Here is a 22,926-nt window from a genome sequence, read left to right as displayed (position 1 = left end):
ACTGACATTAAAATGATAAAATAAAGGTTGTCCGAAAAAGACAGCCTTTATTTTTATATATTCGTCTACTTACTAACCGTCTAAAAGACAAACCATGGCAAAATCACTCGCGCTTTTATCCTTACTTCTTTTGTGTACCTCTTGTATACAAATTGCTGGACTTACCAGCGACTATAAAAAATTAGATCCAGCAGCTCACTCCCATATCAGTCCCTATGAAGTTGGAAAAGATACCCTTCCCAATCATTTTTATACCATCACGGGAGAACAAATTCGCCAACAGTTTGAACAACAAGACAAAGTATTGGTCTATCTATTTGCCAATGGTTGTAGTGGGCCTACCTGTTATCCCTTAGCCACGTTCAAACGATGGGCAGACGAAAATGGATATAAGCTCTATTTTGTCACTACGAGTTATTATAATCTGGGAGCTACCTATATCCAACAGGTGAATACGCCTTTGTATATTGTCAACCACAAAGCCTATAATTCCAACATGTATGGAAAATACAACAAGCGTTTCCGCCTAGATTTACTTCAAAATGAAGCAGATGCACAAGCCCTAGTCAAAGGAGACTATGCGAGTCTATACGCCTTTGAAAAGGGAAAACTCACCCAACACACTAATGACTTATTACTGCTAAAACCTCCATTCGTCCAACAGTAACGATTTAAAGTACTTTTCTGCTCTATTTTAATTGTTTTTCTTTATCTATTTATCAGGTTATACAATGCCATCCCTGAGTATAACAATGATTCTCCACGTATCTTTACTTTAAACAAAAACAAAGAGACTTATGAAAATACTAGACTTACAATTAGAAGCAAATAACGTAGATACAATCCTTGAATTTTACGGTGAAACCCTAGGTTTAGAAATTTTGAAACAAACAACAGGGGAAATTCGTTTCCAAGCGGGCGATACCCAACTGACGTTTAGTGCCAAACCAACAACGAAAGCCCAATATCACTTTGCCTTCAATATTGCAACCAATCACTTAAGCCAAGCCATTGAATGGGCACAAGCAGCGGGTATTCCACTACTTCCTTCGCCTAAAGACGAAACAATTACCTATTTTGATACTTGGAAAGCGCAATCCATTTACTTCTGGGACAAGAATGGAAACTTGTTGGAGTTTATTGCAAGAGAAGATACACAAGTCCAAAAATCAGTTCCCTTTTCACCTAAAGAAATGTTGAACATTAGCGAAATCGGATTAATTACGAAAAAGCCAATCGCCACAGGAGAAGCCATTCAACAACAAATAGGGGTGGACTTCTTTTCTAAAGCCACTCCCCTAGCTGAATTCTGTGCCTTAGGAGATGATGACGGTTTGCTCATCTTAGTAACTCCGACTAGAACGTGGTACCCTACGGATGTTTTAGCCCAACGAAGCCCCGCTACGATTCAAGTAGAAGTGGAAGGACAGCTACATACAATTCAAACCTTAGACTGGGCGTAATCCAAAGATTTTGTTGCTCAAGAAGATAGAAATCGCGTATTTCTACAAAATCCGTTTTGTTTGATTTTTTAGATTCAGTGGAATAGCGTAATTTTGTCTTTCTTAAATAAATAAAGTATGATCATTCCAAAAACTCTAGAACAAATTGAGTTGATGAGACAAAGTGCCCTTTTAGTTTCTAAAACATTAGGGATGCTTGCAACAGAGCTAAAGCCAGGAGTAACGACTTTAGAATTAGATAAAAAAGCAGAAGAATTCATCAGAGATCACGGTGCAGTACCGGGATTTAAAGGACTATACGGATGCCCATCAAGCATCTTAACCAGCGTGAATGAGCAAATTGTTCACGGATTACCTACAGACAAACCTATCGTTGAAGGTGACATCGTTTCAATTGACTGTGGTACCATTATGAATGGCTACTACGGGGATCACGCCTATACTTTTGAAGTAGGAGAAGTGGCACCAGAAACAAAGCGTTTATTGCAAATCACTAAAGAATCGCTATACGTAGGGATTCGCGAATTCAAATTAGGAAATCGCGTAGAAGATGTGGGAAGTGCGATTCAACGTTACTGTGAAAAAGAAGGTTATACGGTTGTTCGCGAATTAGTTGGACACGGATTAGGTACTAAAATGCACGAAGCTCCTGAAATGCCAAACTACGGTAAACCAGGAAGAGGAAAAAAATTCGTTGAAGGTATGGTGGTAGCTATCGAACCTATGATTAATCTGGGAACGAGAAACATCAAACAGCTAAATGATGGATGGACTATCGTTACCCGTGACGGAAAGCCATCGGCTCACTTTGAGCACGATGTAGCCCTTGTAAACGGTAAACCCGAATTACTTTCTACCTTCCAATACATTTACCAAGCCTTGGGTATCCAAAGCAACGAAGAAGATGAGTTTAGAGCTAATCCTTTAGTTTTATAATTCATTTCTGCTAATGAAGAAACTTTTCAAAACAATACTGAACATTATACCTCGACCGATTTTAATTCGGTTGAGTTATGTTGTTCGACCCATTTTTGCTTGGTACCTCAAGGGTGATCGCTATACAGATCCAATTGACGGCAAGAGTTTTAAGAGTTTTCTTCCCTATGGTTATGCGACTCAGCGAAACAATGTATTATCACCTAGCACCTTATCACTAGAACGCCACCGTTTGTTGTGGTTGTATCTACAGCGGGAAACCAATTTTTTCACGGCCCCCCATCAGGTCTTACACTTTGCTCCTGAACAAGCTTTTTACAAGCGCTTCAAAAAACAAGCAAATTTAACCTATACCACAACCGATTTGGAATCGCCTTTGGCAGACGTCAAAGCAGATATCTGTAACCTTCCGTTTGCCGACCATTCCTTTGATATCATTTTGTGCAACCACGTCTTGGAACACATCCCTGATGATACCAAAGCCATGCAAGAGCTTTACCGCATCCTCAAACCAGGAGGAATGGGTATTTTTCAAGTGCCTCAAGACTTAAATCGCACCTTGACTTTCCAAGATGACAGTATTACCGACCCTAAAGAACGCACGCGAATTTTTGGTCAATATGACCATGTGCGCGTATATGGTTTGGACTATTTTGACAAATTGCGCAACATTGGTTTTACTGTAGTCGAAGAAGATTATACCCAAAAACTATCGCCTGAGGAAATAGATCGCTATTGCTTAGCCCCAGGAGAGATTATCCCCATTTGTTTTAAAGCAGACTAAGCCTTCCTTTTTCATTCTATCTGTTTTGCGTATCTTCGTACAGCTATATTATTAGTTTACTTAGATAACGATGATCACGACCGTACTTTTTGACATGGATGGCGTTTTAATTGACTCCGAAAAATTTTGGCAACAAGCAGAAAAAGAAGTTTTTACTGCTGTAGGTTGTCGATGGAGTGAGGAAATTGCCCATCAAACTACAGGACAGACCACCCGAGCAGTCACAGCACTTTGGTACCAATTATTCCCGTGGGAAGGCAAAACACTAGCGGAAGTTGAACAAGCGGTTATTGACCGCGTGGATGAGTTAATTCGCCAAGAAGGAGAAATCAAAGTCGGCGTACGCGATACCTTGCGCTTTTTGAAAGCCGAAGGTATTAAGATCGGCTTAGCAACGAATTCAACACCATCGTTGATTCAGACAGTACTCACACGATTGGATATCGCCTCTTTTTTTCAAACCACGGTGTCCGCATTGGATGTACCTCAGGGCAAACCTCAACCCGATGTTTACCTAAGAGCCGCTGCAAACCTAAACAGTAAACCCCATCAGTGTTTGGTTGTCGAAGACTCTTTTACAGGAGCAACCGCTGGGAAACGCGCTGAAATGACCGTCTTTGTCGTCCCTGAATCACCGTTTTTCCACGACCCTAAATTTGATTTAGCCGACAGAAAACTTGTTGACTTAAATGAATTTAAAGAAAATTTCTTAGCTTTAAATCACGTAACCCTTTAATCCTGTCATGCTCATGCTAAACAAGAATTGGCTATTCCTTTTATTTTTTTGTACGTCATTGATCTACGCTCAAAAAACACAAGATTTTACAGCTAATTACATTAAGATGACTGCCTTTATCAAAAACGATAAAGCAGAAGTACCTTTCTTTCCTCTAAACGAAAGCTTTTCCATTGAATTTGACGATTTATACGGAGATGAAGGGAACTACTACTATCGCGTACAGGCGTATAATTACGATTGGACTCCGTCACAACTGCGACCGATTGAATATATACAAGGCATGGAAAATCAGCGTATTCAACAGTATGAAAATTCGTTTAATACGCTACAAATGTATAGCCATTACAAATTAACACTGCCGAATTCGGTTTATCGCATTACCAAAAGTGGCAATTACATCTTGGAAATTTACGATGAGGATAACCAAGTCGTAATCCGACGTAAATTTGTCCTCTATGAAAATCAAGTAAGCGTAGCAGCACAAGTGAAACGAATGCGCGACCTTACCTATATCGACACAAAACAAACATTAGAACTTACGATTAAATTGGGGGAACAACCCTATCAAAATCCAACTTCAACTGTAAAAATAGCCCTATTTCAAAATGGCCGTTGGGATTCCTATATCACCAAAATTCCGCCACAATACACCATAGGTACAGATTTGATTTACAAATACGACCAAGAAACCAGTTTTTGGGGAGCCAATCAATTTCGTTATTTTGACAATAGCGATTTGAAGCAAACCAATAATATGATTTTTTTTAACGGTAGAGAAAACGACATGTATCGCACGAATCTATATCCAATTACGGGTTGGTTAGACAAAAAATATTCCTATTATCCCGATATTAACGGATCGTTTAAAGTGCGCAACATATACGGTAAAAATGCAAATATCGAAGCCGAATACAGCTGGGTATACTTTGTTTTTCAACCGATTTCTGAAGACAAAGACCTGGCGTATTACATCACGGGAATGTTCAACAATTACGAGTTAACCCCAGAACATTTGTTGGAATACAACGCGGAAACCGATCGTTTTGAAAAGGCGATTCTCATTAAGCAAGGGTTTACCAACTACAATATTACAGCTGTTAAAAATGGCAAAGTCAGCACAGAACACAATCCAGATGGCAATCAGGCCTTAACCACAAATAAATATCAAGTTTTAGTATATTACAGAGGAGGGAATGATTTATATGATCGCGTGATTGGTTTTGCAGAAGCAAATGCTGAACAAATAACGTATTAAAAACAAAAAGCTAGTATTATGGTATCAAAGCAAACCAAAGGAATACAGGTATCTGTAGAAACACTGTATGAAGGTTTTTTTCAGCGAAGCAATAGTATGCAATTTGCTTTTAGTTATGAGATTACCATCGAAAATCAGAGTGATTCGACGATTCAGATTCACTCGCGTCATTGGGAAATATACGATTCCCTTCAAGCCAAAGAAATTGTAGAAGGCTTGGGAGTTGTAGGAGAACAACCCTTTATTTTGCCCAATGAAAAATACACCTATAGCAGTGGTTGTGTATTAACCTCAACTTCAGGAGCTATGCAGGGCTATTACAACGTAATACGCACCGAAGATCAACAGATGATTGCTGTTGAAATCCCCTTTTTTAAGCTCGTTGCTCCTTTTATTTTAAACTAGTGAGTTTAAGTTAAACTAGTGAATGATAACCTGTAATTCGAGTAAAATTAGTTACCTTTGTATTTATATTTTTTAATAAACCCGAAAAAAAGTACATTATGTCAAAAGGATTCTACAAAGTTCCAAGTGCGATTAATGAGCCTGTAAAATCATATGCGCCAGGAACGCAAGAGAGAGAATTGACTTTGAACTCTTTCAAAGAGCAATATAGCCAATTAGTTGATATTCCATTATACATTGGTGGAGAGGAAATCAGAACTGGAAATACAAAAGACTTATTCCCTCCTTTCGATCATAAACATAAATTAGGTGTTTATCACCAAGCGGACAAAGCGCTAGTTGAAAAAGCAATTTCAACTGCACTAGAAGCAAAAAAGAAATGGGCTGTAATGCCTTGGGAGCACAGAGCTGCTATTTTCTTAAAAGCTGCTGAATTATTAGCTGGTCCTTACCGCGCTAAGATCAACGCCGCTACTATGATCGCTCAAGCAAAAACCCTGCACCAAGCTGAAATTGATTCTGCTTGTGAGTTTATTGATTTCTTGAGATTCAACGTAGAATATATGACGCAAATCTATTCAGAACAGCCTCTATCTGTAGATGGAGTTTGGAATAGACTAGAGCACAGACCTTTAGAAGGATTCGTATATGCTATTACTCCATTTAACTTTACGGCAATTTCTGGAAACTTACCGTCTTCCGTTGCAATGATGGGGAACGTAGTGGTTTGGAAACCTTCTGCTACACAGATTTATTCTGCTAGAGTAATCGTTGAAGTATTCAAATTAGCAGGTTTACCTGACGGTGTAATCAACGTAGTTTACGGAGATTCAGCGATGATTACAGATACACTATTAGCAAGTCCAGATTTCGCTGGTATCCACTTTACAGGATCTACTGGTGTTTTCAACAGCATGTGGACTAAAATCGGACAAAACATCAACAACTATAAAACCTACCCTAGAATCGTTGGGGAAACAGGTGGAAAAGACTATGTGTTAGCACATCCATCTTCTTGTCCAAAAGAAGTTGCAGTTGCTTTAACAAGAGGAGCTTTCGAATACCAAGGACAAAAATGTTCTGCTGCTTCAAGAGCGTATATCCCTGCTTCTTTATGGTCTCAAGTAAAAGATTATATGGCAGCTGACTTAGCGTCAATCAAAATGGGATCTCCTGAAGATCCGTCTAACTTTGTTTCTTCTGTAATTTCTGAAAGTTCTTTTGACAAATTAGCAAAAGCAATTGAAGCAGCTAAAGCAGCGCCAGATGCAGAAGTAGTATTAGGAGGAAAATACGATAAATCAGTAGGCTACTTTGTAGAGCCAACGGTTATCTTAACTTCTAATCCGAAATACGATACAATGGAAACGGAATTATTCGGTCCTGTATTGACGATTTATGTATATGAAGATGCAAAATGGACAGAAACATTGAAATTAGTAGATGAAACTTCAGCTTATGCCTTAACTGGAGCTATCTTCTCTCAATGTCGTTATGCAATTGCAGAAGCTACAGAAGCACTCGTAAACTCTGCGGGTAACTTCTATATCAACGACAAACCAACAGGGGCTGTTGTAGGTCAACAACCATTTGGTGGAGCAAGAGCTTCTGGTACAAATGACAAAGCAGGTTCTATCTTGAACTTATTGCGTTGGGTATCGCCAAGAACAATTAAAGAAACATTTGTTCCTGCAAAAGACTACAAATATCCTTTCTTAGGATAATTCTTATAAAAGGCGGTTTCAAAAGACCGCCTTTTTCATTCACAATTCAGTGCTTTTTATTGGGATCGAATCAGGTTTATCACATCAATAAACCCTATCACGATTAAGTAAAAAATACTTTTATATTTTGCTTTTATTCTTTTTCAGAAGAAAAAGATCCTTTTTTATTCCTAAAGTACTGGGTTATACTTATGAACAATAAAATATAACTCATGTTTAAAAAATTACTAGAAAAGAAACAACTGGTGATCAATCCACCTGTTTTTACCACCTCCCTATTTTTAATTTTCTTGCTAATTGCGGTCTGTTTACTATTCCCCAATAAAGTTGGTGATTGGTTCCATATCGGGCAATTGGCCGTTACAGAAAATTTTGGTTGGTTTTTTATCCTTACCGTTAATGTAATTCTCATTTTCGCTTTGTTTTTAGCCTTTGGCAAATACGGCAATATCCGTCTTGGTGGAGATGATGCCGAACCGGAATTCTCTAAACCTTCTTGGTTTGCTATGCTCTTTAGTACGGGTATGGGAATCGGAATCATGTTCTTTAGTATTGGAGAGCCTGTTTCCCATTTTTTCAACCCACCTAGACCAACAGATAGCGATATTGATTCCGCCATCCAAGCAATGGAATTTACCAGCTTACACTGGGGATTACATGCATGGGCCATTTATGCGATCGTCGGATTGGCTTTAGCCTTTTTTAGCTTCAATCGCAAGCTGCCTATGACCTTCCGTTCCCTACTCTATCCTTTCCTAAAAGAAAAAATTCACGGCTGGTGGGGACATACCATTGACATTCTCTCTGCACTAGCTACCGTTTTTGGACTATCTACTTCATTAGGATTGGGAGTAACCCAAATTACAGCTGGATTAGAATACCTCTACGGCTGGGAGATATCTCCCCTCATGCAAGCGGGAATTATCATTGGCGTTATTAGTATTGCAACCATCTCTGTGTTCTCAGGACTTGATAAAGGGGTAAAACTGTTGAGTAATGTCAACATGTACATGGCCTCAGGTTTTATGCTCTTAATCTTCGTTTTGGGTCCAACGCTATTTATCCTAAAAGGCTACGTCCAAAACACAGGATCCTATTTGGCAAATTTCATTGATATCAGTACGTGGAACGATACCTACCAAGGTTCCGGATGGCAAAACATTTGGACGATTTTCTACTGGGCTTGGTGGATCGCATGGTCGCCATTCGTCGGTAGTTTTATTGCCCGTATCTCCAAAGGAAGAACCATAAAGGAGTTTGTCCTAGGGGTGTTAATCGTTCCAGGGCTCATTACCCTGCTTTGGATGAATGTATTCGGAGGCAGTGCACTTCATACCATCTTATCGGGTGATATGACTATGGTACACGCAGTAAAAGAAGATATATCAACCGCCCTATTTGTTTTCTTGGAAAACTTTCCCTTTACTAGCTTTTTGTCTATCGTGGCTATTATCCTTATTTTTTCCTTTTTTATTACTTCCTCAGATTCTGGTTCGTTAGTAATTGATAATATTACTTCAGGAAGTGAAGGAAATACCCCCGTTTGGCAACGCGTATTCTGGTCTTTCTTACAAGGGTTTATCGCCATTGTCCTCCTGTGGGGCGGTGGATTAGACGCCTTGCAAACCGCCGTTATTATTACTGGACTCCCCTTTGCTGTAATCTTACTCCTCATGTGTTACAGCTTGCAAAAAGGATTGCAAGATGAGCTGAATAAAAAGGCAAAACAACTCAAATCTAAAGAGGAAAGAAGTTACAAAGAAATTATTTCGGATCTAATTGAAGAACAGCAAAAATAACAACACATGGAAACTAACAAAGCACTACACATACTCATTGGCTTGGATCTCTCAGAAATGGATCAATACCTCATCCAATACGCCAAAATACTCGATCACATTCTCAACGTAGAAAAAATTACCTTCATTCACAATCTGAAATTAGGCGAACTACCCAAAGAATTAATTCAAAAAGACCAACTTGAACTCATCCAAAAAAGGATTGTGAAAAGAGTGGAAGACCAAATAGCAAGCACGGAAATCACCTATGCGCATGATATTCTAGTAACCGTAGAGAATTATTCAGAAATTGCTTTTACTGCAGTAGCCAAGAAGAGCAACTACGACCTCTTAGTCTTGGGAAATAAACAAAAACTAAACGGTACAGGCGCCTTAGCAAATAAGTTAGTCCGCATCTTACCTGGCGCTACCTTACTCGTTCCCGAGACTTTTCAAGTGCCAATAGAAACGGTCATTGACGCCATTGACTTCTCCCGCTATACGAATTCCATTATGCTTTGGGCAGATCGATTTAAAAACAACTCCAAAGGACAACGCATCAAGCACTCGGCGGTTCATATATCAAAATCGTATTGGAGCTATTTGCCCATGATGACCGAAAAAGAGCTGGACAAAATATCCTTGGAAGACATCAAAGAAAAAGAAGAAAAGTGGAACAAACAATATCCACACTATACCGATATTGAAATTATTCCCGCTAAAAATCAAAATATTTCAGCTGCATTAATCGCTTACGCCAAAAATAAAAAAGCTGATTTAATGATTTTAGGAGTAAAAGGATCTACAGGAATCAAAGATATTATTCTGGGTAGTGTAGCCAATCACTTGCTACACCGACCAACAGATACCTGTTTGTTGTTTGTCAAGCCGATTAAATGAGAAATGCGCGGTGAGATTCGCGCGGTTTGTACGATGTGCGGTTTGTAAGGTGCGCGGTCTGCTCGGTTTGTGCGGTTTGTGCGGTTTGCTCGGTGCGCGGTTTGTACAGTCTCTTCGTTTATAAGATAATTGCGCTTTACAAAGAGGTATTTCTTCAAAAAAACAAAGAGCGAAGTGCAAAGAGCAAAAAGCAAAAAGCAAAAAACAAAGAACAAAAAAAAGGTTCGATCTTCATCCAAAGACCGAACCTTTTTTTATAGGATAAATCCACCTATCTCCATTTATCCTTTATATTTCAATGGTAAATACACGACCTTCTTCGTCTCAAAGAATTCATCATCAAAAATATGACTTAAGTCAAATTGTACGGCTTTGGGAAAATCTTGTAGTTCTTCCGTTAGGTCACCCCCTTTTAAGTATAAGATTCCATTTTCAAATTCGTGCTTATTTTCCTTTTTCGTTTTGTGTCGAATCCACTTCACAAAATCAGGCATATTAGTTACGGCGCGGCTTACAATAAAATCAAATTTCTCGTCTACTGTTTCGGCTCTTTTTTGTTCCGCTATCACATTTTTAAGTCCCAATGCTTGGACAACTTCATTGACTACGCGAATTTTCTTAGCGATGATGTCAATCAAGTAGAACTTCGTTTCTGGAAACATAATAGCCAATGGAATACCCGGAAAACCACCTCCCGTACCAACGTCCAGCACATGGCTACCTGGAACAAATTCCATCACCTTGGCGATACCTAAAGAATGCAATACATGCTTCACATATAATTCGTGTATATCTTTTCGAGAAATAACGTTAATCTTCGCATTCCATTCGTTATACACCCCTTCCAATTGCTCAAATTGCGAGATCTGTTCTGGAGTTAAATTAGGGAAATATTTTAAAATTTCTTCCATTTCAAAAGTTTTGACAAAAATAGCTTTTTTTCTTGGTAAATAAGGCCCCCTTAACGATAATATAGATTTATTATACTTACCTTTGGGTGATACTATTTAAATGTATTTAATACCTATGAAAACTCAAGTTCTATCAGATAGAATCAACAATCTTACAACTTCACAGACTTTAGCGATGGCCGCAAAGGCTCGCGAGCTAAAAGAACAAGGAATAGACATTATCAGCTTGAGTCTTGGTGAACCCGATTTTAATACACCTGACTTTATCAAAGAAGCAGCTATTCAAGCGATCAAAGATAATTATAGTAAATACCCTCCCGTTGAAGGATATTTAGAGCTAAGACAAGCGATCAGCAACAAATTTAAAAGAGATAATAATTTAGCCTATACGCCCAATCAGATTGTCGTATCTACAGGGGCAAAGCAAGCGTTATTCAATGTAGCACAAGCGTTGATCAATCCTGGAGATGAAGTAATCATTCCTGCTCCTTTTTGGGTTAGTTATGCTGAAATTGTAAAAATCGCGGCAGGTGTACCTGTGGAAGTTCCAACGACCATTGACACCGATTTTAAAATTACCCCTCAACAATTACAAGAGGCTATTACACCAAAAACGAAAATGATTTGGTTTAGTTCACCATGTAATCCTAGTGGATCTGTGTACAATAAAGCCGAATTAGAAGCTATTGCAGCCGTTCTTGATAAACACCCTTCTATTTACATCCTGTCGGATGAAATTTACGAACACATTAATTTTGGAAGTGCGTATTGCAGTATTGGTTCAATCGGCAATTTAATTGACCGCACCATAACGGTGAACGGTATTTCAAAAGCCTTTGCTATGACGGGTTACCGTATTGGTTATATTGGAGCGCCAGAATTCATTGCCAAAGCATGTGCTAAAATGCAAGGACAAGTGACATCAGGAGCCAATACCATTGCACAACGCGCAACCATCGCTGCTGTAAATGCTGATCCTAGCGTTTTAAAAGACATGGTACAAGCATTTAGAAACCGAAGAGATTTAGTGGTTCAATTGCTAAGAGAAATCCCAGGCGTTAAAGTTAACGTCCCGGATGGAGCCTTCTATCTATTCCCTGATGTATCGTCTTTCTTTGGGAAAACCCTACAAGGTGTAACCATTAATAACGCAGATGATTTATCGATGTATTTACTAGATAAAGCCCATGTTGCAACTGTTACAGGTGATGCATTCGGAAATCCAAACTGTATCCGCCTTTCTTATGCAACAAGCGAAGACCAATTGACAGAAGCCTTAAAGCGAATGAAGCAAGCTTTACAATAAAGCCGAAAAAAATAGAATACAACCAAAGCATCTATACCCTGTATAGGTGCTTTTTTTGTGCAGGTATCAAATAAAAAGTGTATTTTTATCTACTAAACTAATTGTTGTGGATATATTACTAGAAAGCATTGCGAAGCATGTTAACCTAACCGAAATAGAACAAAAAGTGGTGTTGGATTCCTTTGAATCCCATCGATATAGCGCAAAAGAGAAACTCTTGTTAGAAGGAGAAATATGCTATAACTCTACCTTTGTAGTTTCGGGAATATTGCGCAACTACTTTGTTGATGATCAAATTGTTGAACACACCGTTAGCTTTGCTACCAATGGATGGTGGATAGCGGATATGTACAGCTTCCTCTCACAGAAACCAGGCAATTCCTATATTGAAGTCGTGGAAGATGCTATGGTACTCACCTTAACACGAGAACAACAACTCGACCTCTTTGATCAAGTACCCAAAATGGAACGCTACTTTCGCATCTTGATTGAGCGCTCCCTGATCGCCAATCAACAGCGTTTGATGGATAACCTATCTCTAACCGCAGAAGAGCGATACGAACGATTCTGTGAGCGTTTTCCCGAGATCAAACACTGCCTTCCTCAAAAACAAATCGCATCCTATTTGGGAATAACACCCGAATTCTTTAGTAAGCTAAAGAAGCGAATGCTTATGAAGTAGTGTAGCATTTGAAAAGACAAGGTAGTGTAACCCCATTATCTCTTTGCACTTTGCTCTTTGCACTTCGCTCTTTGTACTTTGTACTTTGTACTTTGTAAAGTGCAATTATCTTATAAACGAAGAGACTAAACAAACCGCGCACCGAGCAAACCGAGCAAACAGCACAGAATTCTATGTTCTTTGTTTCGATCTTCGGTGAATCTTCACTCTTTGCTCTTTGCACTTCGCTCTTTGTACTTCGCTCTTTGTACTTTGTACTTTGTAAAGTGCAATTATCTTATAAACGAAGAGACTAAACAAACCGCGCACCGAGCAAACCGAGCAAACCGCACAAACCGCACAAACCGCACAAACCGCGCACCGAGCAAACCGAGCAAACCGCACAGAATTCTATGTTCTTTGTTTCGATCTTCGGTGAATCTTCGCTCTTTGCACTTCGCTCTTTGTACTTTGTAAAGTGCAATTATCTTATAAACGAAGAGACTAAACAAACCGCGCACCGAGCAAACCGAGCAAACCGCACAAACCGAGCACCGCACAAACCGCACAAACCGCACAGATTTCTATGTTCTTTGTTTCGATCTTCGATGAATCTTCACAGAGTTTCGGTTTCCCACCTCCTATTTCTTAACCTACATTAAGCGACTAACCCCTTGATTAGCTGTACATTTGTATAACAAAATTAATACAGCTATGAACAACTATATTTTATACCCAGCAGATACGAGAGGTCATGCAGACCACGGATGGTTGAAATCACACCATACCTTTAGCTTTGCGAATTACAGAAACAACGACCGTGTACACTTTGGTGTACTGCGTGTATTGAACGATGATTTCGTTGCTCCAGGCATGGGGTTTGGAACGCATCCACACGAGAATATGGAAATTATCTCCATTCCACTCAAAGGAAGCTTAGCCCATAAAGATAGCATGGGACATGGAGAAACCATTCAGGTAAATGAAATCCAAGTTATGAGTGCTGGTACTGGCGTACAACACAGTGAATTTAATCCAAGTGAGACAGAAGCCTCTGAATTCTTACAGATCTGGTTATTCCCCCATACCCTAAACGTTAGCCCGCGATATCAACAACTTCCGTTGGATGTAGCGAATCGCAAAAACAATTGGGATCAGATTTTATCGCCAAATCCCGATGATGCAGGAGCATGGATTCACCAGAATGCTTGGTTTCACCGCGCTGACCTGGACCAAAACAAGGAATTGACATATAACGTAAAAGACAATAGCAACGGCCTTTACCTTTTTGTATTGGAGGGGAGCATTACTGTAAACGAACACAGCCTGAACCGCAGAGATGCCATCGGTATTTGGGATATTGAAAACCTAACCGTACACGCTACAACCGATGCACAACTATTACTCATGGAAGTACCCATGGAATTGCCTAGTTACTTACAATAATTACTAACATAAAACAACAACAAAATGGAAACTAAAAAATGGATAATTGATACGACACACTCCTTAATTGGATTCAAAATCAAACATATGATGTTTACCAATGTAAGAGGGTCATTCCAAGATTATCAAGCCTCATTACAGTTGGCCAATGACAATTTTGAAGAAAGTAGCATTCATTTTGAAGCACAAGCAGCTTCAATTGACACCAACAATACAGATCGCGATAATCACTTGAGAAGCGCGGATTTCTTGGACGTAGAAAAATTCCCTACGCTAACATTTACCTCAACAAAAATTGAGAAAAAAGGAGAAACACACTATAGCGTGGAAGGAACATTAACCATGCATGGGGTAAGCAAGACAATTAAATTAAATGCCGAATACAGTGGTGTTATTATTGACCCTTGGGGAAATGCCAAGGTTGCTTTAGCCCTAACTGGAAAAGTAAACAGAAAAGACTGGAATTTGAACTGGAACACCGCATTGGAAGCTGGTGGACTATTAGTTAGCGAAGAGATTAATTTCGATATCGAAACACAGTTTGTTTTAGCCTAACAGTAAAGCGCTCATTCCAAGGGATGATGAGAAATTAGAGAGGAGAAGTGCCCCCACCCTTTTCACTTAAAAAAAACGCGAAGTCTAAAAAGGCCTCGCGTTTTTTTATATGCTCAGAAAGCATTCTATATTTTGTTTTAATGAAAAAACTCCTATTAAGGGAGGGTCATCATTTGGTTATCCTTGCTGCAAGCTGCGAACTTCTTCATCCGTTAGGAATCTCCATTTCCCTCTTGGTAAGTTCCATTTTGTGATTGATCCGTACATAACGCGATCCACTTTCAATACGTTATAATCCAATGATTCGAATAAAGCGCGAACTAATTTAACGTTAGACGCTTTTAGTTTAATGCCGATTTCTGTTTTCGGTTGATTTTCTACATAAGCAACATCTTCGACAAACACGCGTTTTTCCTCAATATAAATTCCCTTTTGCACACGTTCCAAATCTTCGTATTTCAAATTGCGATCCAAAGAAACTTGGTACATTTTTGATGAACGCTGTTCAGGTGAACTTAATTTTTGAATCAGATTCGTATCATTCGTAAAAATCATTAAGCCTAACGTACTTTTATCCATACGTCCCACGGGCGCTATTGGTGATTTAGAAGCACCTTTAACTAAACTCAAAACATTCTCCTGACTGACAATATCTTCATTAATTGTAGAGAATCCTTTAGGCTTATTCAACACAATATAAACTTTCTTTTCTGGTGTAATCACCATTCCATCAAAGTTTACAACATCAGTTACCTTTACTTTGTATCCTAATTCAGTTACAATTTCTCCGTTTACTTTTACGTTACCCGAAACAATATATAAATCCGCATCTCTTCGAGAGCATACACCAGAATTACTAATATACTTATTTAAGCGCATCTCTCCATTATCTACTTTTGGAGCAGCTGCAACTTTTGGTTTTTTATCGAATGTTCTAGCAGAAGGCTTTGGTTTTTGTGTTCCTTGTCCTTGACTAGCTCGCTTCTGGAAAGGTTTTGCTCCACCAGTTTTTGGTTTACCACTGCGATTAGATTGGTTTTTTCTAGAACCTGATTTACCGTTATTCATATTAAATATTTTTGCAAAGATAGACAAACTCCGTCTTTTATTTCAATATACAAAAAAATATAGGGTTTAATTATAAAGTCTCTTCTAAAAGATACTTACCACTTGCCAAAACATTTGGCTTGATTAGCACGATAGACAATACCCCTAACAAAAGTAAAAGTTTGAGTAAAAAGTGAAGTCGATGATATTCTTGTGTAGTTTCTGACCTCCAAAGTTTGATCAAAAAGAAGAGCAAGAGAACGATACTGAAATAAAAATAATAAATCATATACCCAACATCATAGCGCACGGTCATTAGGTAAACTGGAATCAGGGCCAAGACAAAAACTCCACTTATAATTTCCTTTGCTACGCGTTCGCCAAAGCGCACGGGAATTGTTTGATAGTTATTGGCAAAATCGCCTCTGATATTCTCTAAATCTTTCATGATTTCGCGAATAAGCATAATCAAATACAAGAAAAAAGCATGAATAAAAATAGAAACATGGAAGGATTGGAAATACATTAAGATGGCAAAAAAAGGCAGTATTGCCAAGAGAGAGGCCAATAAATTTCCAATGATAGGATACTTTTTCAGCTTATGAGAATAGAACCACAACAGAAAAATATATACCGAAAAAAAGATAGCTCCATGTAGAGAAACAGGCAGCACAATACAAACAGACAAGAAATTAAGTAGGAAGTACACCCTTAATTTTGTGGTTTGACTGACTAATCGATCCAGCATAGATTTAGTTGGACGATTAATTAAATCTTTTTCAGCGTCGTAAAAATTGTTGATAATATAACCGGAAGCGATTGCTAAAGCCGATGATAAGATAATAAGGAATAATCGCCAGTCTAAGATAACGTCTAAAGCTCTTTTTTCAGGAGCAAAAATAAAAATTGACGCTAGATACTGGGCTAAAATTATAACAAAAATGTTATAACCTCTCACCACAGAAAACAAACTGAATATTTTAGCTAAGAGGATTTTATTTTTCCTAGATAACATATTATATTTTTCGCGGTTAATAAAAAAGGTTATAACATTCTTTATGTTTTGGGCTTAAAATTGGTAGACTACTTCTAGTTTGTAATCTTTAAGCGTTTCTTTTGCTTTGTCAATATCGGGTGTAAATCCTAAGATGTACCCTCCTCCACCAGAACCACATAGTTTTAAATAGTAGTCATTGGTTTCGATTCCCTTTTGCCACACATTGTGAAATTGCTCTGGAATCATGGGTTTAAAATGGTTAAACACCACAGAGGAAAGTTCTTTTGTATTGTTGAACAAGGCTTTCAAATCTCCTTTCAAGAAATTCTCTACACAAGCATCGGTGTGTTTGATAAACTCTTCTTTCAACACTTTTCTGAACCCTTGCTCTTTTAATTTTTCCATAAAGATAGTCACCATTGGAGCAGTTTCTCCAACAATTCCAGAATCGATTAAAAACACCGCACCTTTTCCGTCTAAACTTTGAGAAGGAATGCCTGTTGGCTCGATATTATCTTTTGAATTAATTAAAATCGGCAGACTTAAATAGCTGTTCAATGGATCAAGTCCTGAACTTGTACCGTGAAAGAAAGCTTCCATTTTACCGAAAATCCCTTTCAGCTTTAGCAATTTATCTTTGCTTAAATTTTCCAGTACCGTAATTTTATCAAATGCATATTGGTCGTAGATTGCAGCAACCAAAGCTCCGCTACTTCCTACACCGTAACCTTGAGGAATACTCGAATCAAAATACAATCCGCTTTCAATTTCTGCTTGTAATCGATCCATATCAAATTGCACCAATTCAGGCTCCGCTTCCTGCATATCGACAAGATAGGCAGCAAAATTTCTCAAATATTCATTTGATTTTTTGGCGAATCCCTCTAGGTTTTCATCCATTTTCAAGGCTCCCTTATAAAAATTATAGGGAATTGATAATCCTTTTGAGTCTTTTATAATTCCGTATTCTCCGAATAAAAGAATTTTAGAATAAAATAAAGGTCCTTTCATAGCTTATAAAAGTAATTTACCCCCCAAAGGTACGTATAATATTCACGCTTAGGTGGTTTTGTTTTATTTTTTTTCTATAAATACCGATTTTTAAAACCATAAACACAATGACGACAACCATTTTGGCAGCATTGTCCCTTGAGGAAATGATAGAGTTCGGTAAATACAAAATACCCGTTTTCAACATAGTAGTGCTTGCCTTCGACCATTTCATTTCGCTTTCGCGGAAACACTTCCGTTTTTGCTTGAGCAACTAACAGATTCATTTGTTCTAGACAGGCATTGCACAAACACTTGTGAAAAGAGCTACGCAAGAAAACGCGTGTATCGGGATGGAGTTGTACTTGGCTACACTCACAGCGATCAATCTGCTCCGATTGGCAGGTGATTGCAGCTTTGCAGTGGGTGCACTTTTTATTTTTCGTCATGATTTTCTAGCGCATTGTTGCGAAGTTGTAAAACTGTAAGTTTCCTTTGGATTCGATTTCCACCTCTTGTTTTACCGATGGACCGTTGGGCCTTTGTAAGTCAAAAGTCAACTGATTTTTACCTTTAGCTAACGGAATGCGCGCATATTTTATCTCTGCAGGTAGGGTTTGCCAATTTCGGGTATCTGCCTTCTCTGAAAATAAATTATACAATTGCAGCCCCAAACCTACTCCTTCTAGAACCGCGTTATTATCATTGGATCTCGCTACGGATTTCACAGCATATTCTGCTGATTTTTTAACCGCTAAACGCGTTAAAATCTTACCTAATTCTTTTCCTGCTCGTTCTTGTAGGGTTGCTACCGCTACAACATCAATATCTTGTACCTTTTCTAAAACATAAGTCGCTGTACCGTTTACTTGCACTTGTGCTTTGGCGAAGGGAACGGGTGTGCTAATATACTTTGGATAGGCAATATTCACGCTGTGTACATCACTCAAGTCAGTATGTCCTGCAATCCCAAAATCTAAAGGAATCATTACTCCTAAGGCATTGGTAAATACCAAGGCACCACTATCGCCTTTAATCAGAGAGAACATAATATTCTCTTCTTCTTTAATTGGCGCAGTTCCATTTTCCCAAAACACCACTAACTCACCACCTTCAGCTGTTTTAAACGGCTTAAAAGTAGTACCAAAGTCTTTTTCAAACTTGCGTAAATCATTGGTAAAGCCCAATTTATAAGCCATATTCATGGCGTCATACTTTAAATTTTCTGGGATACTTACCCCATAATACAAGCCACCAACCGCACTTTGATACACCTCCACCGCATTGCGGTAAGCGATAAAAGCATCGTTGTAATTTCCTGTTGATTCGTAGATAAGTCCTTGTAAATTTAATGAAAAAGCATCTTTGGAATAACGCGTAGTTTTGTTGTTATATTTATCTCCTTGTTCGTAGTTTTGAAGAGAAATACGACGTGCTTCTACCAGAGCGTCCTGTGCCTGTCCTTGGAATAAATAGTTTAGCGCTTTGTAATAATGCAGCATAAAAATTTCAAACTCTTCTCCCTTATAACTTTGGGACATCGAATTTAAAAAAAGTCCAACCATAACGTCACCAAATTGGGTAACCTGGTCTTCAATTAAAAGATCTGCTTTATTGAGGTATTGATTACTCAGGGCATAATTGCCTTTTAGGTGTTCTACTCTTCCTTTCTCCATATAGAATAGCAAGAGGTTTCTCGATTTCTGCAACAGTTTATTTTTATCCAATGCGCTTTCTGCTCCAACATAGTCTTCATGGATCATGCGTTGGTAATAATCTGTAATTCGATCGTGATAGGTCGCGCATCCAAACACGAAAAACATTAGTGCCACAGGCACTAATGTTTTTGTTATGGAAGCTATGGTTCGATTGAAAACCATCAATTATAAATTTAGTTTTTTACGTATTTCGCTATCTTTTTGTCTCCGATCCAAACTACTTCATTCGTTTGTAGATTCGTTAATTCTAAATTAACTTGATAGTAAACAACTTTTTTCTTTTTGTGTGAGTCTACAATAGAGTTGATAGAACCTTGCAACATAAAGTCTGCTCCTTGTTCTAGACCGAATTGTTTCATAGAAGAAGCTGATGCATTCGTTTGTTGATCTGCACGCTCACCTCTAAGTTCATCGCGTTTTTTACCTCCTTGTACTAAGCGTACACGTCCAGACTGGATGAATGATTGCTCTACGTCTTTTACGAATGTTTCTGCGTCAATATGCTCATGGCTTTTGTTGTATACCATGCCCACGATAACTACTGGTTTCTTGTTGTTGTTCTCATCTTGAAAGTCTCCAATCCAATTACCATCAAGTACTTGTCTTGTCATTTGCTGAGCCACTTCTCTCGAATCTGAATTATTCCATCTACCACTGAGGTCAATTGTTTCCTCTGTACTTACTCTGGTTACTTGACGACCACAAGACGTGATAAATAAACCTGAAGCCGCTAAAATTGCAGCTAATGCTATCTTTCTAATTTGCATACTTTTTTTTATTATTCATTATTTTTTCCTAACTAAATAGAGAACCACCAGTTCCCAGTTTTAAAGCCTATACGCGGAAACCAATTCCAATTGCTGTAATTTCTATAGTAATTGTTGTATCCGTAATTGTAGTTATATCCGTAATCCGAATAGTACGTACGTCCGTATTTTGCTCGAGCCATGCGTTCTTCATGACGATATTGTCTTCTCAAAGCTTTGCGTTCTTGCTTTGCTTCATACCAATCGTACGCTTTGTACGTATTGTGAACCGTCTCTCCTAAATTAACCAAAAGAGAATCCTTCAGTATCATGTATTTTTCCATACTGACACGATAGTTGGGATTTTGATCTTCGATTGGAGTTTGTGCGCTTGCTTGATATGTAAACAAGCTACACATCACTAGTCCTAGTAATTTTATAATATTTTTCATAGCTTGAAGTTTTTATAGTAAATATTATTTTTCTACTGTAAATTTAGCATTTTTTATTTAATTAATAACGCTCCATTTCCCATTTTATCCTCAATAAAATGTTCATTCTGACAAAATACGCTCAAATCCGCACGAATAAATTCGAGCACTTCTGCTTTTACTGATTCAGGAAAGAGTACGTGTACATTAGCTCCTGCATCTAAAGTAAAGCAAATAGGAATTGCTGTTTTAGCTCTAAATGCCCAGATTTTCTCGATAATCTGTAGGGTATTGGGTTTCATCAAAATGAAATACGGCATAGAGGTCATCATCATAGCGTGTAGCGTTAGTGCTTCGCTTTCAACCAAAGCAATAAAACGCGTAAGATCTCCTGTTTGAAGAATCTGTTTAAGCGCACTTAAATTTTGATGCGCTTGTTTAAAGCGTTCTGCTGCGAAGGGATGATTGTGCATCAAATCGTGTCCTACTGTACTGGAGACTTGTTTTTCACCTTTGTCGACCAACAAAATCACATCTTGGTAATTTTCAAAGTTGTGGTGCACAGCGAAAGGAGCTTCGATTCCATATAAATCTGAACTTCCTTCAACGTCTGCTTGTTCTCCCCAAACAACAATCGAGCCAACAACACTTCTACACGCACTGCCAGAACCTAAACGCGCTAAAAAAGAAGCTTTTTTATGAAAATAGGATGTTTCCATAGCGGGATGTAGTGCTTGCTCCAATGCCATGATATTCATCGCCATAGCAGCCATTCCTGATGCAGAAGAGGCAATACCTGAACTGTGCGGAAATGTATTGGTTGTATCAATCGTAAAATGATAATCTTCAATATACGAACAGTAGGGCAAGATGCGCTCGAAGAATTTTTGTATTTTAGGTTTGAACTCTTCTTTGGGCTTACCCTCAAACAGCAAATCAAATCGGATGCCCTTTTCTTCTTTCTTTGTAAAAGTTAACGTCGTAATGGTCTTGCAGTTACTCAACGTAAAACTCAAGGAGGGATTCGCAGGAATTTGATTCTCCTTTTTACCCCAGTATTTAACAAGAGCAATATTACTAGGTGCACTCCAAGTGAATGTGCCACTTGCTACAGTAGTTGCTGCCTTGTGCTGCACATCAAATATAAAATCAGTTGCGTTTGTCATTCCTTTCTTCTTTTTGACAAAAATACTACCTTTTTATTATAAACCACAGCTCCCTTCTACAACTAATAGCAGAATACAATTCCTCCTCTTCATTCTATCGAATTAATCCCATCATAACTAACTAAATCACAATATTTGTTCCGATTCACCATAAAAAAAAATAAAAAGTTGTAAAAAAAATAAATAAATATTACCTTGGTTTACAACAGATCTAACAAATAAAATATGAAAAAATTACACCTTACAACGATTGCCGCAAAATCGGAAGGTCAACCTTCTGTTTTTATTTATAAAGATGATACCTTGCTAAAGCAAATCAATACCTCTTTTCCATCTACGATTGAACTAGAGGACCATGCATCAACTTTACTATTTGTATGCGGCAATACACAGCAGACTTTTTCCCTAGATCAGCTAGCTCAATCAGACATACACCAGATTGCGCTTGCCGATCACCTAGTGATTCAACTCCGCCTTTTACCAGAAACACAGCTCTTGGATCACACCAATTTAATTCTTGGCATTTGTTCGGGAGTATTAGCAATTAGTTATTCCTTTTTCACTACGTCAAATTGGAGTGAATTGCTATTTATATTAGGAAGTGCCATCATTGTGCTTGTACTGTTTATGACGCTGTACAAAAATCCGATTCACATCAAACAGTACAATTTACGCATGTTTTCCGCCATCAGTGCTTTACTATTGGTTTTCTTGTTGATTCCTTTTGAAAACTGGACGTTGAAAACACTACTTGGACTTTCTACCATAACGGTGATTACGCTATTTATTAAACGCTACCAACGCACGCTTACTTTAGTCTACCAACCAGTAGGAAAACCATAAAAAAAATATGGAAGGCAAGACCTTCCATATTTCTATTAGCACTTACAAAATTACATACATCTTTAAACCAAAGGAAGCCTCTGATTTTTTAGTTGTGTGTTTGCCAAAGGAACACAAAATTCTTG

The 22,926-nt window shown here is 38.2% G+C and carries 24 protein-coding genes; 15 read left to right on the top strand and 9 right to left on the bottom strand.

Going from position 1 to position 22,926, the window contains the following annotated elements:
• Nucleotides 1-94: 94 nt before the first annotated feature.
• The 10 genes from H4K35_RS00630 to H4K35_RS00585 all read left to right on the top strand — a co-directional run bounded on the left by H4K35_RS00630 (nt 95) and on the right by H4K35_RS00585 (nt 9,984).
• Complete coding sequence (locus H4K35_RS00630) at nt 95-667, top strand: hypothetical protein (RefSeq protein ID WP_182625459.1); 573 nt, start codon at nt 95-97, stop codon at nt 665-667.
• 130 nt (nt 668-797) lie between these two features.
• Nucleotides 798-1,463 (top strand): VOC family protein, encoded by a 666-nt coding sequence (locus tag H4K35_RS00625; RefSeq protein WP_182625458.1) that lies wholly within the window; start codon nt 798-800, stop codon nt 1,461-1,463.
• Between the two features lie 117 nt (nt 1,464-1,580).
• Nucleotides 1,581-2,399, top strand: a complete 819-nt coding sequence (gene map / locus H4K35_RS00620; RefSeq protein WP_182625457.1) for a type I methionyl aminopeptidase — start codon at nt 1,581-1,583, stop codon at nt 2,397-2,399.
• A 13-nt stretch (nt 2,400-2,412) separates the two neighbouring features.
• A complete protein-coding gene (locus H4K35_RS00615) occupies nt 2,413-3,183 on the top strand; it encodes a class I SAM-dependent methyltransferase (RefSeq protein ID WP_182625456.1) in 771 nt (256 codons plus the stop codon).
• Nucleotides 3,184-3,253: 70 nt separating this feature from the next.
• Nucleotides 3,254-3,919, top strand: a complete 666-nt coding sequence (gene hxpB / locus H4K35_RS00610) for a hexitol phosphatase HxpB (protein ID WP_182625455.1) — start codon at nt 3,254-3,256, stop codon at nt 3,917-3,919.
• 106 nt (nt 3,920-4,025) lie between these two features.
• Complete coding sequence (locus H4K35_RS00605) at nt 4,026-5,177, top strand: DUF5103 domain-containing protein (RefSeq protein ID WP_255492322.1); 1,152 nt, start codon at nt 4,026-4,028, stop codon at nt 5,175-5,177.
• A gap of 18 nt (nt 5,178-5,195) precedes the next feature.
• Nucleotides 5,196-5,582: a Co2+/Mg2+ efflux protein ApaG gene (gene apaG, locus H4K35_RS00600; protein ID WP_182625453.1), complete on the top strand. Its 387-nt coding sequence runs from the start codon at nt 5,196-5,198 to the stop codon at nt 5,580-5,582.
• Between the two features lie 98 nt (nt 5,583-5,680).
• Nucleotides 5,681-7,306: an L-glutamate gamma-semialdehyde dehydrogenase gene (pruA, locus tag H4K35_RS00595; protein ID WP_182625452.1), complete on the top strand. Its 1,626-nt coding sequence runs from the start codon at nt 5,681-5,683 to the stop codon at nt 7,304-7,306.
• A gap of 212 nt (nt 7,307-7,518) precedes the next feature.
• On the top strand, nt 7,519-9,105 hold the full coding sequence (locus H4K35_RS00590; protein ID WP_182625451.1) for a BCCT family transporter: 1,587 nt from the start codon (nt 7,519-7,521) through the stop codon (nt 9,103-9,105).
• A gap of 6 nt (nt 9,106-9,111) precedes the next feature.
• Entirely contained in the window at nt 9,112-9,984 is an 873-nt protein-coding gene (locus H4K35_RS00585; protein ID WP_182625450.1) for a universal stress protein, read from the top strand.
• A 281-nt stretch (nt 9,985-10,265) separates the two neighbouring features.
• Here H4K35_RS00585 and rsmG read toward each other — a convergent pair whose 3' ends face one another.
• Nucleotides 10,266-10,895: a 16S rRNA (guanine(527)-N(7))-methyltransferase RsmG gene (gene rsmG / locus H4K35_RS00580; RefSeq protein WP_182625449.1), complete on the bottom strand. Its 630-nt coding sequence runs from the start codon at nt 10,893-10,895 to the stop codon at nt 10,266-10,268.
• Nucleotides 10,896-11,010: 115 nt separating this feature from the next.
• Between rsmG and H4K35_RS00575 the strand changes: the two genes are divergently transcribed.
• The 4 genes from H4K35_RS00575 to H4K35_RS00560 all read left to right on the top strand — a co-directional run bounded on the left by H4K35_RS00575 (nt 11,011) and on the right by H4K35_RS00560 (nt 14,863).
• On the top strand, nt 11,011-12,201 hold the full coding sequence (locus tag H4K35_RS00575; RefSeq protein ID WP_182625448.1) for a pyridoxal phosphate-dependent aminotransferase: 1,191 nt from the start codon (nt 11,011-11,013) through the stop codon (nt 12,199-12,201).
• 106 nt (nt 12,202-12,307) lie between these two features.
• Complete coding sequence (locus tag H4K35_RS00570; RefSeq protein WP_182625447.1) at nt 12,308-12,883, top strand: Crp/Fnr family transcriptional regulator; 576 nt, start codon at nt 12,308-12,310, stop codon at nt 12,881-12,883.
• A 693-nt stretch (nt 12,884-13,576) separates the two neighbouring features.
• The gene (locus H4K35_RS00565) at nt 13,577-14,308 is read left to right on the top strand and encodes a pirin family protein (RefSeq protein ID WP_182625446.1); all 732 of its coding nucleotides are present in this window, start codon (nt 13,577-13,579) and stop codon (nt 14,306-14,308) included.
• A 24-nt stretch (nt 14,309-14,332) separates the two neighbouring features.
• Nucleotides 14,333-14,863, top strand: coding sequence for a YceI family protein (locus H4K35_RS00560; RefSeq protein WP_182625445.1), 531 nt, complete (start codon nt 14,333-14,335; stop codon nt 14,861-14,863).
• Between the two features lie 177 nt (nt 14,864-15,040).
• Here the strand turns inward: H4K35_RS00560 and H4K35_RS00555 are convergent, their stop codons facing one another.
• The 8 genes from H4K35_RS00555 to mvaD all read right to left on the bottom strand — a co-directional run bounded on the left by H4K35_RS00555 (nt 15,041) and on the right by mvaD (nt 21,958).
• Nucleotides 15,041-15,931: a pseudouridine synthase gene (locus H4K35_RS00555; protein WP_182625444.1), complete on the bottom strand. Its 891-nt coding sequence runs from the start codon at nt 15,929-15,931 to the stop codon at nt 15,041-15,043.
• Between the two features lie 70 nt (nt 15,932-16,001).
• A complete protein-coding gene (locus H4K35_RS00550; RefSeq protein ID WP_182625443.1) occupies nt 16,002-16,925 on the bottom strand; it encodes a geranylgeranylglycerol-phosphate geranylgeranyltransferase in 924 nt (307 codons plus the stop codon).
• 54 nt (nt 16,926-16,979) lie between these two features.
• Nucleotides 16,980-17,918: a mevalonate kinase gene (locus H4K35_RS00545; RefSeq protein WP_182625442.1), complete on the bottom strand. Its 939-nt coding sequence runs from the start codon at nt 17,916-17,918 to the stop codon at nt 16,980-16,982.
• A 74-nt stretch (nt 17,919-17,992) separates the two neighbouring features.
• Nucleotides 17,993-18,346, bottom strand: a complete 354-nt coding sequence (locus H4K35_RS00540) for a cysteine-rich CWC family protein (RefSeq protein ID WP_182625441.1) — start codon at nt 18,344-18,346, stop codon at nt 17,993-17,995.
• Nucleotides 18,347-18,352: 6 nt separating this feature from the next.
• Nucleotides 18,353-19,777, bottom strand: a complete 1,425-nt coding sequence (locus H4K35_RS00535) for a COG3014 family protein (RefSeq protein ID WP_182625440.1) — start codon at nt 19,775-19,777, stop codon at nt 18,353-18,355.
• 11 nt (nt 19,778-19,788) lie between these two features.
• Complete coding sequence (locus H4K35_RS00530; RefSeq protein WP_182625439.1) at nt 19,789-20,382, bottom strand: penicillin-binding protein activator LpoB; 594 nt, start codon at nt 20,380-20,382, stop codon at nt 19,789-19,791.
• A gap of 32 nt (nt 20,383-20,414) precedes the next feature.
• Complete coding sequence (locus H4K35_RS00525; protein WP_182625438.1) at nt 20,415-20,813, bottom strand: hypothetical protein; 399 nt, start codon at nt 20,811-20,813, stop codon at nt 20,415-20,417.
• Nucleotides 20,814-20,866: 53 nt separating this feature from the next.
• A complete protein-coding gene (gene mvaD / locus H4K35_RS00520; RefSeq protein WP_182625437.1) occupies nt 20,867-21,958 on the bottom strand; it encodes a diphosphomevalonate decarboxylase in 1,092 nt (363 codons plus the stop codon).
• Nucleotides 21,959-22,183: 225 nt separating this feature from the next.
• Between mvaD and H4K35_RS00515 the strand changes: the two genes are divergently transcribed.
• Nucleotides 22,184-22,801 (top strand): hypothetical protein, encoded by a 618-nt coding sequence (locus tag H4K35_RS00515; protein ID WP_182625436.1) that lies wholly within the window; start codon nt 22,184-22,186, stop codon nt 22,799-22,801.
• Nucleotides 22,802-22,926 lie beyond the last annotated feature (125 nt).

Origin of the sequence: Myroides sp. NP-2 (genome assembly GCF_014145665.1) — a bacterium.
GTDB lineage: Bacteria > Bacteroidota > Bacteroidia > Flavobacteriales > Flavobacteriaceae > Flavobacterium.
The sequence above is the reverse complement of the archived record's forward strand: the minus strand, read 5'-3'. Positions and strand labels throughout refer to the sequence as shown.